This window comes from Roseobacter sp. OBYS 0001, assembly GCF_019654895.1.
GTDB classification, from domain to species: Bacteria; Pseudomonadota; Alphaproteobacteria; order Rhodobacterales; family Rhodobacteraceae; genus Roseobacter; species Roseobacter litoralis.
Map to the genome: position 1 here is coordinate 1 of NZ_BPES01000008.1, position 16,557 is coordinate 16,557.

A 16,557-nucleotide genomic window follows, 5' to 3' on the forward strand; every position below is an offset into this window, starting at 1 on the left:
CGCCAAAACCCTAGAAACCCTCAAACCCGCAAAAAACGCCGTCATGGAAATTTTGCGCAACAAGCCAGATTGACGAACCCTCCCTAAAGTACACGTGGGGGGATTGCGGACGCTAAGCCCCGACCCTAATCGGGGGCCAGTATAAAGGAGACGTCAACGCCCGGATTGCACCGCTGTCACGGCAATCATGTCAAAGATGTCATCCGCGGTGCAGCCCCGCGACAAATCGTTGGCTGGTTGCGCAAGGCCCTGCAAGACAGGTCCGACCGCCCGCGCGCGCCCAATCCGTTGGGCAACCTTATAGGCGATGTTACCAGCATCCAGATTAGGGAAGATGAAGACATTCGCCTCCCCTTCGACCGCAGACCCCGGCGCCTTGGCGGCGGCGACCTCGGGAACAAAGGCTGCATCGAATTGCAATTCCCCGTCCACGATCAAATCAGGCGCCATGTCGCGCAATAAAGCGGTCGCTTCGACGACTTTGGACACTTTCTCACCGCCCGCACTTCCCTTGGTTGAGAACGACAGCATTGCGACTTTTGCGGTTTCACCCATAAGTTTGGAAAATGACACTGCTGACGCTGCAGCAATCTGGGCCATTTCCGAAGCATTCGGCTCAATCACCAAACCCGCATCAGAAAAGACCAGTACACCCTGTTTCGGATGGTGGTCCTGGTTCAGCAACATCAGAAAGAAACTCGACACCATCTTGGCATCCGGCGCGGTGCCGATCACCTGAATTGCCGTGCGCACGATTTCAGCGGTGGCGGTCACAGCCCCGCCAAGCGTCCCCTCGGCATGCCCAAGCCGAACCATCAAAGCGGCAAACACATGCGGGTTCTGCACAGTTTGCGCCGCAATCTCTGGTGTCACCCCTTTGTGCTGTCTCAGCGTGTAATAGGTATTTGTCAACTCGGCCAGATGCGCACTATTTGCAGGGTCCTGGATTTCGATACCATCCAGATCATCGGCACCCGCTTGCGTGAGAGCGGAGACAATCCTGTCGCTATCCCCGACCAGAACGATCCGCGCGATCTGCCGTTGCCGCGCTCGTATGGCCGCTTCAATCACGCGCGGGTCTTCCCCTTCGCTCAGAACGATCTTGCGGTTCAGGCGGACAGCGTTGTCCATAATTTGCTGTAGCGGTGTCATGTCGATACTCCGAAAAATGCGAGACCTGCGGGTCGACGCGGCGTTAATCCGCGCTGTAGTCCCGGATCACAAAATGCTTGGTTGTGGTTTCAAGCACATGCCAGAAACCGCGAAACCCGTTGGGAATGACAAAGCTGTCCCCGGCGCGAAACTCCTGTTCGGTGCCATCATCCGAGATCAGCTTGATGTGCCCGCTCAGCAGAACACAGAATTCGTCGCGGTCCGCAAAAGCGATCCATTTGCCGGGCGTGCTGGTCCATGTGCCCGCCAGCATCGTCCCGTCCAGGCTTTTGAACCGCATCTGGGTTTCGTGGTGCGGATCGCCCTCGACCACCCGGTCGGGCAGGTCAGCAAGGCGGCGTTTGGTAAGGGGGGCATCGTCTTTGAAATCAATGACACGCATGTGTTCGGTCCTATCAGGTTAGCTGGCGAAATGGGTGATGCCGTAAAGGATGAAGCCCGCAATAAAGATGGTCTGGGCTACGATCAGAACGATCGCCTGACCGCCCACATCAAATATCGTCTTGAGCGACGTTTTCATGCCGACCGCCGCAATCGACACCAGTAGCGCCCATTTCGACAGATCCGCCAGAAAGGACTGGGCAAAGGCCGGGATCAAACCAAAGGAGTTGATCGCCGCCAGCACCAGAAACATGACCACGAAAAACGGCATCAGCGGCGGGCGCTTGTCCCCGGCGTCAGCATCTTCGGCAAAGGCGCGGATCACCAGCGCAAAGACCAGCACGACCGGGGCCAGCATGGTGACGCGGATCAGTTTCACGAGGGTCGCCGTCTCGCCGGTTTCGTTGCTGACAGAGAATCCGGCCCCGACCACCTGCGCTACATCGTGGATCGTCCCGCCGAGGAAGACGCCCGCTGCGATGTCATCAAGCGCCAGCGCGGAGGTGATAATCGGATAGGCGATCATGGCGACGGTGGACAGGATCGTGACACTGAGGACGGTGAAAATGAGGTTGCGTTCGGAATGTTCGTTCTTGGGCAGAACGGCCGCGATGGCCATGGCGGCCGAGGCCCCGCAGATCGCGACGGCCCCGCCTGTCAGCAAAGCAAAGCGCCAGCCGCGTCCAAGCAGCCGCGCACCCAACAGACCAAAGAGGATCGTCAGGATCACCCCGGCGACCACCAGCCCGATCAGCTTGGGGCCCAGACCGATCAGAAGTTCCACGCTGATGCGCGCGCCCAACAGCGCGACACCAATGCGCAGCACGGTTTTGGATGTAAACCCGATACCCGTGACACAGCGCCCTTCTTCGGCAAGAAAATGGAATGCGATGCCCAATAGCAGCGCCATCAGCATCGCCGGGGCACCATAATGTTCGGACAGGAATTGCGCGGCTGCCGCAACAACGACCGAGACCGCAAAACCCGGCCCATTGTCGGATAAAAACGTCTGAACACGACCAAAAACACTGGTTTGGGCAGTCAATGGGGTAGCCATCGGACAAATCTCCTTGGTCGCGCGCTTGCCGGCTTGCGCGGCGTTTTGAATAGAGGCGAAGGGGCCGCAGTCTGCGCGCCCCCTTCGATTTCTGGCAGTTAGCCGATCTGTTGCTGCTGCATATCGGATGCAGTGATCCCCGCAACCGAAACCGGCTTTTTCATCGCGTCGCGACGGAAAGGTTCGCCCAGTTCCTGGTTCAGAACAACTTCGATGAAGGTGGTGACATTGTCTTTCATCTGCTCTTTGATTGCAGTGTTCAGAACGTCTGTCAGTTGCTCCATGCCGATGGCTTGCACGCCTTTGACGCCACAGCCTTTGGCGATCTCTGCGTAGTTGACGCCTTCGTTCAACTCAGTGCCGACGAAGTTATCTTCGAACCACAAGGTGGTGTTGCGCTTTTCCGCACCCCATTGGTAGTTGCGAAAGATCACCATGGTGATCGCAGGCCAATCGCCCCGACCGCAAGCCGTCATCTCGTTCATCGAGATGCCGAATGCGCCGTCACCGGCAAAACCGACCACCGGCACGTCCGGGCACCCAATTTTCGCACCGAGAATCGCGGGCAAGCCATAGCCACAGGGACCAAAGAGGCCCGGTGCCAGATATTTGCGGCCCTTGTCGAAGGACGGATAGGCGTTACCGATCGCACAGTTGTTGCCGATGTCCGAGGACACAATGGCATCTGATGGCATCGCGGACATGATCGCGCGCCATGCCTGACGGGGTGACATGCGGTCGGGCTGGCGGTCGCGTGCCCGCTCGTTCCATGTGACGCCTTCGTCCGCATCGTCCTCGTGATCCATTGATGACAGTTCCTGCGCCCAGCGGGATTTTGTCATGGCAATCAGATCGGTACGCTCTTTGCGGCCCGTGTCGCCAGCACCATCGCTGAGCTGTGCGAGCAACTGTTCAGCCACAGCTTTGGCGTCGCCCTGAATGGCCACGTCGACCTTCTTGGTCAGCCCGATCCGGTCGGAGTTGATGTCGACCTGAATGATCTTGGCGTCTTGTGGCCAGTAGTTGATGCCGTAGCCAGGCAACGTGCTGAACGGGTTCAGACGGTTACCCAACGCCAGAACGACGTCCGCCTTCTGGATCAGTTCCATCGCCGCCTTGGAGCCATTGTAGCCCAAAGGACCAACTGCCAGAGGATGCGAGCCGGGGAAGGCGTCGTTGTGCTGGTAGCCACAGGCCACCGGCGCATCCAGCGCTTCGGCCAGTTTGGCAGAGGCGTCGATGCCACCGGACAGGATCACGCCTGCACCGTTCAGGATCACGGGGAATTCGGCTTCTGAGAGCAGTTTTGCCGCTTCCTTGACCGCTTGGGTGCCGCCTTGTGGGCGTTCCAGACGGATGATCTGGGGCAGTTCGATGTCGATCACCTGCGTCCAGTAATCGCGGGGTATGTTGATCTGTGCAGGGGCACAACCGCGCCATGCTTTTTCAATCACACGGTTCAGCACTTCAGCCATGCGGGACGGATCGCGCACCTCTTCCTGATAGCAGACCATGTCTTCGAACAATTTCATCTGTTCGATTTCCTGAAAACCGCCCTGACCGATGGTCTTGTTGGCCGCCTGTGGCGTCACCAGCAACATGGGCGTGTGGTTCCAATATGCCGTTTTGATCGGCGTCACGAAGTTGGTGATGCCGGGGCCGTTTTGTGCGATGGCCATGGACATTTTGCCGGACGCGCGGGTGTAGCCGTCCGCAATCATGCCGCCGGATGTTTCATGGGCACAGTCCCAGAACTTGATACCCGCTGCCGGGAAGAGATCCGAGATCGGCATCATGGCGGAGCCGATGATCCCGAAGGCGTTGTCGATGCCGTGCATCTGCAAGACCTTAACAAAGGCCTCTTCTGTCGTCATTTTCATGTCAATAATCCTTGTATCAGAGAAGTCAGAGAATTTCGTCGCGGGCGTAGTAGTAGGGATAGGCCACCCGTTGCCCCAACCTGCGGAAAGGGGTGAGAATGCCATGGCTTGGCAGTTGCGACGTAAAGATCGGGAGCTTGAGATCCTTGCCCTTGCCCGCCACCATCTGCGCCATGCGTTTGCCGGCCTGTGCAGAGTACATCACGCCGTTGCCGCCATAGCCCATCGCATAAAAGATCGTCTGCTTGGGATCGGGCTGGAAAATCCTGGGCATCATGTCATGGCTGACATCCACCCATCCCCACCAAGAGTAATCCAAATCGATGCCCTCAAGCACCGGAAACTTACGATAGAGGCCTTTTTGCAAAAGAGCCAGGTGTTTGGGGTTCTCCGCATCAAGACCCGTGATGGCGCTGCGGCTTCCGATCTGGACCCGGCCATCCGGCAGATACCGGTAGTAATGCCGCAGGGTGCGCGTATCCGTCAGGGGTGATTTTACCTGAAACCCGCATTCCGCCTTCTCTTCGTCGGTCAGTGGGCGCGTCACGATGGAGTTTGACAGGATCGGCATCAGGCGATGCTTGGTTTTTTCATTCAGACCCGGTGGCGTATATCCCGCCGTCGCCAAGGCCACGGCGCGCGCGCGCACGATACCACCCGGCGTGGTGAGGTGGTGCACCCCGTTCACGGTCTTCCAGCCCATCACGGGGCTGGCGGTGTGTATTTTGGCACCAAGTTTGCGCGCCAGTCGCACATAGCTGAACGCCAGTTTGGCGGCATGGATCGAGGTGCCGTCAGGCTCCCACAGGGCACCATGTGCTTCCTGATCGCGCACGTAGTTCTCGTGCAACTCATCGCGTGACACCATGCGTGCGCCATAGCCGAACACGTCGTTCAGAACACCGCATTCCTTTTCCAGCTTGGCCATGACCTTTTCGCGGTGTGCCATATAGAAATGGCCACCGGTTTGCGGATCACAGTCAATGTCGTCAGACCCGATCAGATCATTGAACAGCTCAAAGGCTTCGCAGACCTCGGCATGCATGCCTTTGGCCACATCAACACCCCAACGCTTGATCCATTCCGACCGCTTGAGACGGCCAGACGAGATCTGCGCTTGCCCACCGTTGCGGGTGGAACAGCCCCAGGCCACTGTGTTGGCCTCAAGGATATGCGCCTTGATCCCATGCTCTTTTGCGAGATGGATCGCCGTAGACAGCCCTGTATAACCAGACCCGACAACGACAACATCCACATCGATGTCACCCGATATCGGTCCATCATCTTCAGGTGGTGTGCCTGCTGTGCCAATCCAGTAGGTTGGCGCATGATCCCGGTTGTGACCCGGGCCCGCGTCCACAATGGGATCATAGCGCGGGTCATAGCTGGCCTTGGGCCAGTGCTTTGGTCTGTGTGGCATTTTACTGCTCCATCAACGAGACGAAAATTACGCTTTGAAAGGCGGGCGGGATTTGCGCAGGGCCTGTTTTACGACGATCTTACCGTCGCGCAGCGTGAACAGATCAGCGCCTTGCGCCTCAACGCGCATGCCATCAGCGCCCGTGCCCGAAAAAGTCCATTCGGACACCGCGCGGTCCCCGTGCACAAAGTGGCTGTGGTGGTCCCAATGGGCGTCTTTCATGCCGGCCCAGACGGCGGAAAACGCGGCGGCGATGGCCTCGGCACCTTCGACTTTGCCGCCATAAACCGCGTCGCCACCAACGGTGTAGAAGACGCAATCATCGGCGAAGTGGGTCATGACGCCATCGACATCATGGCGGTTGAACGCATCGAATGTATCGGACAGGTCTTGGGCGGTCAGGGTCTTGGACATTTTCGTCTCCAGTGTTTGTGAGGATCAGGAATTCGACTCGTCGTCCCGATAGGGCACGACCAGCGTCGGAATGGTGGAACGGCGCAGCACACGTTTCGCGACGGTGCCAAGGAAGGTCTGAGAAAACCCGTGCTCATGGGCCCCGACAACGATCAGGTCACACGCAAGCTCGGCGGCCCGGCGCAGGATCACCTCGGCAGGGTATCCATCGACCAGCTCGATTGACTCGACCTGCTGTTGTATATCGCGGTCTTCTTCGTCCACATGCGCCCAGAACGACTTTTGCCGTTCCGCCATGACGGCCCTTGCGTGATCATGGCGCGCTTTCATTGCCGTTTCCGCGGAATCTGTGGTCTGCATGAACATCTGCAAAGTGATCTTGACGTCGTCGCTCATCGGCAGGACCGCGTGCACCATGTGCAGTTTGGCACCGGTGGCGGCCGCGAGGCTGGCCGCGTGACACAGCGTGTAGGCCGAGTGTTTGGACAGATCCGTGGCGCACAGGATATTGGTTATCTTGGATTTCATGATGAACTCTTTTCTGATCAGCGATCAATAACCGAGGACCCGAGGGAGCCAGAGCGTGATTTCAGGGACGTAGGCGATGATGAAAATCGCAATCGTGTTGATGAAGGCAAACGGCAGGGCCGCCACGGATATCTTTTCGATCGAGATGTTAGAGATACCCGAGGCGATGAACAGGTTCTCGCCCAGTGGCGGGGTCTGGAACCCGATGCCGAGGCAGCACACCATCACCACACCAAAGTGGATCGGGTCGATCCCGACACTATAGGCGACTGGCAGCATGACAGGCACGAGGATCAGAATGGTCGCCAACGTCTCCATGAACATGCCGACAAAAAGCAGGAAGAGGATCACCAGCGCCCAGATGATGTAAATGTTGCTTGTGACCGAGAGCATTCCATCTGCAATGACCGCCGGGATCTGGTTTTCGACCAGCAGACGCCCGAAAACGGTCGCGGTGAACATGATCAGCAGGACGCGCCCGGTGAGCCATGTGGTCGTCTCAAGTGCGGTGAACAGTTTGGTCCAGCTGAGTTCGCGGTAGATGAACGTTCCAACGGCAAGTGTATAGAAGATCGCCACGATTGCAGCCTCTGTCGGCGTGAAGAAGCCGGAATAGATGCCGCCGAGGATTACCACAGGGGCCATCAGCGCCCAGAAACCACGGTACATTTCGCACCAGATCAAACGCGCCGACCAGCCTTCAGATGAGCCTTTATAGCCATGCTTTTTGGCGAGGATGTAATTCATCAGCAACAAGCTGCCGGCGATCAGGAAGGCGGGCATGAAGCCTGCGATGAAGAGTTTGGGAATGGATACGGTCTGGAACTGGCCGAACTGTTCAACTGCTGCGGGTGGCGCGGGCATGCCAAGGGCTGCGATGCCAAAGATGATCAACGGGATCGATGGCGGAATCACAATGCCCAGACCGCCCGATGACGCGGTGATGGCAGAGGCATAGCTGCGCCCGTACCCACGTTGGATCATGGCCGGGATCATCAACATACCGACCGCCGCCGTGGTCGCGGGGCCTGAGCCTGAGATCGCACCAAAGAAGAGACAGGCGAAAACCGTCGCGGCGGACATGCCGCCTGTGAAAGGCCCGGCAAAACTTTCCGCCACATTGATGAGGCGTCGTGACAATCCAGCGGCCTCCATCAAGGCACCCGCCAGAATGAACGCGGGCAGCGCCATGAGCGGGAATGACCCGACGGAGGTAAAGGCGATCTGAACGAATTTGATCGGGTTCTCATCCAGATAGAGGAACGAGATCAGCGTGGACACACCAAGCGCAACCGTAATTGGCGCACCGATGGCCATCAAAAGCAGGAAGCCGCCAAAAAGGATAAGGATGATTTGCGATTCCATTACTTCTTCTCCTGCTTGGGCGTTGTGGTTTCGGCGCGAATTTCTTCGAGATCGATGGCGTCAGGATCGCGCAGGTCTTCCCCCAGAACGATCTTTTTGTAATTCACCTGAAGGACGCGGAACGTCATCAGGGTGAAGGCGATGGGCAGAACGATGTAGACCCAGCTGAGGTGGAACCCCATGGTCTGGGAAGACTGGAACCGGTTCATCTTGTTGAAGATGAAGTCTATAGAAAGATAGACAAAATAGACGTTGAAGAAGACCCAGAAGAGATCGGCAAAGGCCTCGATATATTTGATCGCGCCATTTGGCAGAAACTTGAACTGAAAGGTGACCCGGTTGTGCGCACCCTTTTTGGCGGCATAGCTTGCGCCGAAAAAGACGAACCACACGAACATGTAAATCGAAAGTTCTTCGACCCATGAGAACGAGAAATCAAACAGGGTCCGAACGATGACCTGCAAGAACAAGAGGCACACAAATACCGCGAGCAACGTGCGACAGATGTAGCTCTCTATGTTGTCGATGATGTACCAGAATTTTGTCATGACCCCCCGCTTTCAGTTGTGGAAGGCACCATTAGATGCCTTCCGACGTTTTGAGTTGCGATTATTCAGACACGGGCGCGCGACCGATTTCAGCCAGCACAGCGTTCATCTTTTCGATACCGCCGATGCTGTCATAGAATTTTGGCCAGACGGCTTCGGTTGCCAGCTTGATGAACTCTTCCTCGTTGTTTTCCGGATCAGAGATTTCCATACCTTCGTCGAGCAGGATTTGTTTGATCTCGGCTTCCTTGTCGCGCAGAAATTGTGCGGAGGCAGCTGTCGCGGCTTTGCCGGCGTCCAGAACGGTCTGCTGATCTTCGGCGGACAGCTCTTGGAACACCTGCTCAGAGATGATCAGCGGCTCGATGGAAAAGATGTAACGAATGTTCGTGACGTACTTTTGCACTTCATAGAACTTCATCGCGTTGATGGTCGTGTAGGGGTTGTCCTGACCGTCGACTACGCCGGTTTGCAGACCCGCAAAGGTTTCCGACCATGCCATCGGGGTCGGGCTGATGCCCCAGGCTTTATAGGTGTCGATCATGATTTCGTTTTTGGGCACGCGGATCACGAGACCTTGCAGGTCCGCCACGGATGTCACCGGCTTTTTGGAGTTCGTCAGGCGGCGAAAGCCTGTATAGGTCCATGCGATAATCCGCACACCTGCATCTTCGATTGTGTTTTCCGTCAGTTCCTGACCGATTGGGCCTTGGGTCAGTTTTTCCGCATCCTCGAGGCTCAGAATGACGTAGGGCAGTGAAAACACACCGACTGTCGGCGAGAACGGTGTGACGTTGTTGATTGCCAGAATGGACATGTCCAGCGTGCCGATGGCCGCTTCGTTGACCGTGTCCTGCTCGGAGCCAAGCTGGCCGTTCAGAAACAGCGTGGCCGTGTGTGCGCCACCCGAAAGCTCTTCCAGAGCTTGCACGAAGGCAACGCCGGTCGCCTCTTGGCTGCTGCCACCGCTGTCCCCAACTGCGATCTTGAAATTCTTTGCATCGGCCATGCCGACACTCATGAACGTGGCGCTCAGCGCAATCGCCGTCGACGCCATGAAACGTGTGAAATAAGACATATCGTCCTCCCAAATATTGTGCGCCTGTGCGCTCTGCCGCAGGAGGAGCATTCCACCTCCCTCTCGGCTGAGCGACGGATAGAAGGAATCGTTAACCAATCGTTAGGGCCAGTTTTTCTATTGACTTAGACCAGTAAAGCTCAAGAATTGGGCGATGGCTAAAGTTCGCATCGCGCCCGACGTCTTTTTTCTCGATCGCACCTCCCGGCGTCCGTTTCAAACGCAGATCCGCGAGAAAGTGATCGAGTCGATCCTTTCCACGCAGGCCTTGCCCGGCTCACTCATGCCCTCTTCGCGCAAACTCGCAGAACACCTCGGCGTGGCCCGCATGACGGTGACGCTCGCCTATCAGGAGCTGGTGGTTCAGGGGTATCTGGAAACGCAAAGCCGCAGCGGTTACCTCGTCGCCAAAACGGACGCGGTCCCACGCCTGCCCAAAGGGCATGTCAACGAACCCATTGAAAACAGTGAAGTCTGGAAGAATATCCTGTCAGAAAACCTCGCCGCGCGAAGACGCGTGGTCAAGCCGAAAGACTGGCGCGCCCTGCCCTATCCGTTTGTGTTCGGCGAAATGGACACAGCACTTTTTAATCATACCGCGTGGCGGGAATGCGCGCGACAGGCCATCGGAAAGCGCGATTTCGACCTGATGGCGGGTAACGGGGCCACGGATGATCCGTTACTTGTCGACTACATTCTGTCCCGCATGCTGCCGCGTCGTGGCATTACGGCCAACCAAGATCAGGTTCTTGTCACTGTGGGGGCCCAAAATGCGATCTGGCTGGCGATTGAATTGTTAACGCGCAGACCACTGAAGGCCGTGTGTGAAAACCCCGGCTATCCAGACACGTTGCAGGCATTGCAGTGGTGCGGCGCCGACATCACGACAGTTGATGTTGATCAATACGGGCTGCCGCCCAACAAGATCCCGATTGGAACGCAGGCAGTTTTCGTCACCCCGAGCCACCATGCGCCCACCGGTGCCACGCTCACACGGGAACGTCGACTACGATTGCTTGAGCAAGCACAGGAGCATGATTTCATCATTGTCGAGGATGACTATGAATTCGAGATGAGCTTTATCCAGCCGCCAAGCCCCGCGCTGAAGGCAATTGATAAAGACCAGCGTGTGCTTTACGCGGGCAGCTTTTCCAAAGCGCTGTTTCCCGGTTTGCGGTTGGGATACCTCGTCGGACCCGAACGCGTAATTGCCGAAGCGCGCGAATTGCGCTCGATGATCCTGAGGCACCCGCCCGGCCATCTGCAAAGAACGGCCGCGTATTTTCTGGCTCAAGGTCATTACGATCTGTTGATCCGCGACATGCGACGCGCCTTTGCCAAACGCCGCGCCGCTGTGGTCGATGCGCTTGGCAATACTGATCTGGAGATTTCAGGCGCCGCACAATTTGGGGGCACAAGTCTTTGGGTCAAAACGCCGGACGGCATTGATACCGAAACCCTCGCCACGGAGTTGCTGAAAGACGGTGTCGTCATAGAACCCGGCGCGCCGTTTTTCAGCGGAGACAATCAGCCAAAGGGGTTTTTCAGGTTGGGCTACTCTTCGATCCCGGTGGATAAAATTCCCGAAGGCGTGCGGTTGATCGCTGCGAAAGTCACCGCAGCACAAAAGCTGTGAGTTGAGTTCCATAACTGCAAGCCCGACACCGGATATCTGCATCACGACACCCCGTTCGGGATTGGTTGATCATGCGAATGTGCTGCAACCCGCCCGCCTGCGCCAAACCCCCGGAGAAACGCCGTTGCCAGTCCCAACGACAAAGCCCTAAGGTGCCGCATTGCACCACGATGCGCCCGGTTTCGACCAAGATGCACAGGCGCGCAACACAGGAACAGGCGACATGGAATTCACGCAGCCGATCTCGTCGCTGGTGCTCGCAAATGGCGTGGTGATCCTCGCGGCGCTGGTACAGACGTCAACCGGCATGGGATTTGGCATGATCGCGGCCCCTTTGCTGGCGCTCGTCAGCCTTGAATATGTCCCCGGGCCGATGTTGTTCATCAATCTGTTTTTATCCCTTCTGATGCTTGGCGATGGCCGCGCGAATGTTGTGCAGCGAGAAGTGGCATTCCTGCTGCCCACCATCCTGATCGGGACCGCGATCGGGGCGGCGATCGTCATACTGGTTCCGACCGATACGCTGGGCGTGTTGTTTGCGCTGCTGATACTGGTGGCCGTCGCAGTGACCGTTTTTGCCAAAGCGCTCGCGCTGACATCGCGCAACCTTGCGGTATGTGGCGTTGCGGTTGGGGTCATGGGCACTGCCACGGGTATTCCCGGCGCGCCGCTGGTGGTGCTTTATCAGAACGAACGCATTGAGAAAACACGCCCCACGATGGCGCTTGTTTTCACCTTTTCCTATATTTCATCGCTGGTTGCCCTCAGTTTTGCCGGGGCATTTTCCGCGCAGCTGGCGTTTCTTGGGCTGATGCTCCTGCCCGGCCTGATCATCGGCTATGCCGCCGGAAAGCGGGTACGCGGGTACATGACCAAAGCCACGGGCCGTTTCCTGATGCTGTCGATTTCTTCAACCGGCGCGCTGTTGCTCTTGCTCAAATCCATTTAAACGGTGCCGGGCTGGCAACCGCACGTAAGGAGAGTTTCATGGACATTTGGGTCGCCCACGCCATTCGCCAGATCAACGCCGATGCGCATCGCTCGGCTGACACGCATCTCTTCAAGCTCCCTTTGCCGCGCCTCACCGGTGTGGATATCTATCTGAAAGACGAAAGCACGCATCCCACAGGCAGCCTCAAACATCGCCTCGCTCGGTCGTTGTTTTTATATGCGTTGTGCAACGGCAAGATCAACGCGGACACACCCATCGTCGAAGCCTCCTCTGGCAGCACCGCCGTTTCGGAGGCCTATTTCGCGCGGATGATCGGCGTCCCCTTTATTGCCGTACTCCCCAAAAGCACCGCCCGCAGTAAAATCCGGCAAATCGAGTTTTATGGCGGCAAGGTTCACTTTGTGGATGCCGCGCCGCAGATGCATGAGGCCTCGGTTGCGCTCGCCGCGTCAATCGGTGGCTATTTCATGGATCAATTCACCTATGCCGAGCGTGCCACTGATTGGCGGGGCAACAACAACATTGCCGAAAGCGTTTTCACCCAGATGGAACAGGAACTCCATCCCATCCCCGCGCATCTGGTGATGAGTGCGGGCACCGGCGGCACGTCGGCCACTCTGGGCCGTTACATTCGCTATAAGGGCTATGATACGGAACTCACGGTCGTGGATCCGGAAAATTCCGTGTTTTATCAAAGCTACATGACAGGGGATCGCAATCTGCTGTCGGACAAATCCAGCCGCATCGAAGGGATCGGGCGGCCCAAAGTCGAACTCTCCTTTCAGCCCGGCATTATTGATCACATGATCGCGGTGCCGGATGCTGCGAGCGTGGCAACCATGCTGTGGCTCGAAGAGTTGATCGGGCGCAAGACGGGGCCATCCTCTGGAACGAACCTCTGGGGGGCACTGCAGCGCGCACAGGACATGATCAAAGCCGGGCGTGAAGGGTCGATCGTCACGTTGTTATGCGACAGCGGAGATCGCTATCTGGACACCTATTACAATCCGGATTGGGTAAGCCACTGTATCGGGGCCTATCAGGATTATTCCGACCACCTGAACACCCATTTCAAGTGATCAGGCACGCTCAGGCAACTTCGCCAAGAATGTGATCCAGCACCTCTATGATCATCGCGGCATCCTCCGCTTCGATGGTCAGCGGGGGGCGGATTTTGAGCACATTGTCTTTCGGCCCTTCGCTGCCGATCAGGATGCGATGATCGCGCATGCGGTTTTTGACATAGGCGCATATCTCAGGCGCCTGCGCGCCGTCAGGGCGGATCAATTCCACCCCCAGAAACAGCCCCATACCGCGCACGTCACCCACACAATCGTATTTCGCTTCCAGCGTCTTGAGACCCGCCATCAACTGCCCACCGATTTGGCGCGCGTTATCCTGCAGGTTTTCATCATCCACGATCTGCAGAACTTCGCGGCCAATCCGGCATGACAGCGTTGAGCCCCCGAAGGTTGAAAAAAACTCAATCCCGTTGTCGAAACTCGCCGCGATCTCGCGCGTTGTGACCAGCACGCCGAGGGGGTGCCCGTTGCCGATGGGTTTGCCCATCACAACGATATCGGGCAGAACCTCCTGAACCTCAAACCCAAAGTAATACGCGCCCAGCCGCCCCAGACCCGTTTGTACCTCATCCGCAATACACACCCCGCCGGCGGCGCGAATTTTCGCATAGACAGCAGCAAGGTAACCCTTGGGCGGTATGATCTGCCCCCCGACGGACGGGAAGGTTTCGGCGATAAAGCCCGCGACCCCCTGCCCTTTGTCCTGCAAGGATGCGATGGCCGGGTCCACCAGATCGGCGAACTTCTGCGCGCGCATCGGATCATCGCGGCCAAAAGAACCCCGGTAATCATCCGCGATTTCCACCAGTTCCACCCAGTCGGATTGCCCGACACCACCCGGTTTATTGAACTTGTAAGCAGAGATATCGACCGCCCCGGTCGTGTTCCCGTGATAGCCGTGATCGGGTGTGACCATCCCCTTGGCACCCGTATGAGCGCGCGCCAGACGCAGGGCTAATTCATTGGCTTCGGTGCCCGAATTCACGAAATAGCAGACCTGCAGATGATCCGGCAGTTTCGACAGGATCTTGTCCGCAAACGCCGTTTGTGCCGGGTGTAGGTAGCGGGTGTTTGAATTGATGCGTTTCAGCTGATCGGCAGCCACCGCCTGAATGCGCGGATGGGCATGACCCACATGGGGCACGTTGTTATAGGCGTCCAGATAGGGGCGGCCCCATTCATCGAACAGATGGTGTTTCCAGCCGCGCACCAGCATCACCGGGTCGGCATAGGAAAGGCTCAGGTTACCGCCAAATTTCTGCTTCCGCGCTTCCCGGATGTCGTGTTTTGAGGTCGGAGCATACCGCACCCTGTCGTCCTCAAGGTTCAGCAATGCAGCAGGGTTGGGGCAGATGGCACGCCACAGATACATCTCGTCAGGGTCACCGACACCGGGCCAATCGGCCTCGATGCCCTCAGTCGTCAGCGCAAGCTGGAAATGCACATGCGGGGCCCAGCCACCATTCATCGTCGCATCGCCCAAACGGCAGAATTCTTGCCCCCGCTCGATCACCTGACCGACGCGCAGCCGATCCAGAAACTCCGGGTCGAGATGACCATAGAGCGTGTAAAACGGATCGCCCTGCGGCGTTTCATGGCGCAGGATTATGACACCACCGTAATCCAGATGTCCGGCGCGGTATTCGGCAACAAACACCTCGCCGCGCATCGGGGCAAACATGGGCGTGCGCGCTGCGGTGAACACATCAACGGCCAGATGGACCGTGCGCCGGTCACTGGCCTTCCACGGCCCTTTACGAAAGGCGGGTTCTGCATAGATCAGGCGCGGCTCATGGTAATAGCCCAGCCAGATGCGGCCCTGATCTTCGAACTCCGCGCCCACTCTGGCGGCTTCTTCCAATGGCATGTGAAACGGGTTCTGGGGCCAGGTTGACTGCTCAACAGAAAGCGAACCCAGCGGGGCGTCTGAGATATCACAACCCATCAAAGGCGCGAAATTTCGGCGTTCCTGTTCCAGCCAAGCCTGAACCCGCTCGGCCCCTTTGACCACGGGCAATCCGCAGGCTGCACGCAGGCGGGCGGCAAGCAGACCGGCGTGCAGGGTGTTGCCCTCCAGAAATCGCCAGGCCGGTGCTTGCGAGATCGTCACGTAAGGGTCATCGGGACTATCCGCCGCCATGAGCGTAGAATTCACGACACTTACCGCAAGGCGCATGCGCAGCAACGGCCAGAGCATATCAAGCTCGCCCGTCGTCAACGGATAAACCGCATGATACCCGGCAACGAGAGCGGCAAGGGCCGCTTCGGGGCGGGCATGATCAAGCACAACGTAAGCCGCCGCAATGGCAAGATCACAGATCCGGGGGGCCGCGCACATATCGCCCAGATCAATCAGGCCCGAGACCCGGCGCGGCGCAGACAGCGCACCTGTGACAAGGATGTTGTAGTCGTTTGCATCATTGTGGATGGCCTGTTTCGGCAGCGCGTTCAACGCGGGCATCAGGGCGGCAAACTGCGCGTGGATGTCCTTGATCATCTCGCGCCGGGCGGGGTCGGTGATGCAGGTTATCTCGTCCCCGATCCACGCCGCACGCATCAAATCCCATTTGAAATCGCGCGCCAGCCCTTCGTGGTGAAAATCCGCCAAGGCCATTGCCGTCCCGGCGAGCACCTGCCCCACCTCATGGATCAGCGGTTCGCTTTTAGGGGCGATATGGGCATAACATCGCCCCGGCAACTGCCCGAGCAACCACACAAGGCGTTCCTGCCCATTCTCGTCCCTGATCGTCAGCAAAGACGCCGCGTCCGTCGCGGGAATAACCATGGGGCAGGGCAATTGCGGCTGGCGTGCGGTGATGTGTTCAAACGCTTTCACCTGCATATCGACGAGCCATCTGTCGCAGCCCACCCGCATGACCTTGACGATATAGCCCGCGCCATCCTCGGCTGTCGCGCGGAAATTCAGGTCATATTCACCGTCCAGCGGCGTCAGCTCTGCGTTGATGTGCCACTTTTGCGCAAGGACGGATTGCCAGTGCTGAATGCGCTTTGCCGTTTTGTCCATGACCCACCCGCCCGCTTG

General features: G+C 57.8%; 14 protein-coding genes. 3 read left to right on the forward strand and 11 right to left on the reverse strand.

Translation table 11 applies throughout. The features are described from left to right. Nucleotides 1-153: 153 nt before the first annotated feature. From pta to K5Q35_RS15280, 10 genes are all read right to left on the reverse strand, one after another. Nucleotides 154-1,152 carry a phosphate acetyltransferase gene (pta, locus tag K5Q35_RS15235; protein WP_220800163.1) on the reverse strand — a complete coding sequence of 333 codons (999 nt, stop codon included), beginning with the start codon at nt 1,150-1,152 and terminating at the stop codon, nt 154-156. A gap of 43 nt (nt 1,153-1,195) precedes the next feature. Then, on the reverse strand, nt 1,196-1,555 hold the full coding sequence (locus K5Q35_RS15240) for a cupin domain-containing protein (RefSeq protein ID WP_220800164.1): 360 nt from the start codon (nt 1,553-1,555) through the stop codon (nt 1,196-1,198). Nucleotides 1,556-1,573: 18 nt separating this feature from the next. Continuing rightward, a complete protein-coding gene (locus K5Q35_RS15245) occupies nt 1,574-2,611 on the reverse strand; it encodes a YeiH family protein (RefSeq protein WP_013960753.1) in 1,038 nt (345 codons plus the stop codon). 98 nt (nt 2,612-2,709) lie between these two features. Further along, complete coding sequence (gene xsc / locus K5Q35_RS15250) at nt 2,710-4,491, reverse strand: sulfoacetaldehyde acetyltransferase (protein ID WP_013960752.1); 1,782 nt, start codon at nt 4,489-4,491, stop codon at nt 2,710-2,712. A gap of 25 nt (nt 4,492-4,516) precedes the next feature. Then, nucleotides 4,517-5,911, reverse strand: coding sequence for an FAD-binding oxidoreductase (locus K5Q35_RS15255; protein ID WP_220800165.1), 1,395 nt, complete (start codon nt 5,909-5,911; stop codon nt 4,517-4,519). A gap of 27 nt (nt 5,912-5,938) precedes the next feature. Continuing rightward, a complete protein-coding gene (locus K5Q35_RS15260; protein WP_013960750.1) occupies nt 5,939-6,325 on the reverse strand; it encodes a nuclear transport factor 2 family protein in 387 nt (128 codons plus the stop codon). 24 nt (nt 6,326-6,349) lie between these two features. After that, nucleotides 6,350-6,853, reverse strand: a complete 504-nt coding sequence (locus K5Q35_RS15265; RefSeq protein WP_220800166.1) for a universal stress protein — start codon at nt 6,851-6,853, stop codon at nt 6,350-6,352. Between the two features lie 24 nt (nt 6,854-6,877). Then, nucleotides 6,878-8,218, reverse strand: a complete 1,341-nt coding sequence (locus K5Q35_RS15270) for a TRAP transporter large permease (RefSeq protein WP_220800167.1) — start codon at nt 8,216-8,218, stop codon at nt 6,878-6,880. Next, entirely contained in the window at nt 8,218-8,766 is a 549-nt protein-coding gene (locus K5Q35_RS15275) for a TRAP transporter small permease (protein WP_013960747.1), read from the reverse strand. The genes K5Q35_RS15270 and K5Q35_RS15275 overlap by 1 nt, the downstream gene beginning before the upstream one ends. Nucleotides 8,767-8,827: 61 nt before the next feature. Then, nucleotides 8,828-9,844, reverse strand: coding sequence for a TRAP transporter substrate-binding protein (locus tag K5Q35_RS15280; protein ID WP_220800168.1), 1,017 nt, complete (start codon nt 9,842-9,844; stop codon nt 8,828-8,830). A gap of 154 nt (nt 9,845-9,998) precedes the next feature. On the opposite strand from K5Q35_RS15280, the gene K5Q35_RS15285 reads away from it, so the two are divergent. The 3 genes from K5Q35_RS15285 to K5Q35_RS15295 all read left to right on the forward strand — a co-directional run bounded on the left by K5Q35_RS15285 (nt 9,999) and on the right by K5Q35_RS15295 (nt 13,511). Beyond that, nucleotides 9,999-11,480, forward strand: coding sequence for a PLP-dependent aminotransferase family protein (locus tag K5Q35_RS15285; RefSeq protein WP_220800169.1), 1,482 nt, complete (start codon nt 9,999-10,001; stop codon nt 11,478-11,480). 223 nt (nt 11,481-11,703) lie between these two features. Then, nucleotides 11,704-12,429, forward strand: a complete 726-nt coding sequence (locus K5Q35_RS15290) for a sulfite exporter TauE/SafE family protein (RefSeq protein WP_220800170.1) — start codon at nt 11,704-11,706, stop codon at nt 12,427-12,429. Between the two features lie 38 nt (nt 12,430-12,467). Further along, on the forward strand, nt 12,468-13,511 hold the full coding sequence (locus K5Q35_RS15295) for a PLP-dependent cysteine synthase family protein (RefSeq protein ID WP_220800171.1): 1,044 nt from the start codon (nt 12,468-12,470) through the stop codon (nt 13,509-13,511). A 10-nt stretch (nt 13,512-13,521) separates the two neighbouring features. Here K5Q35_RS15295 and K5Q35_RS15300 read toward each other — a convergent pair whose 3' ends face one another. Continuing rightward, complete coding sequence (locus K5Q35_RS15300) at nt 13,522-16,539, reverse strand: aminotransferase class III-fold pyridoxal phosphate-dependent enzyme (protein ID WP_220800274.1); 3,018 nt, start codon at nt 16,537-16,539, stop codon at nt 13,522-13,524. Nucleotides 16,540-16,557 lie beyond the last annotated feature (18 nt).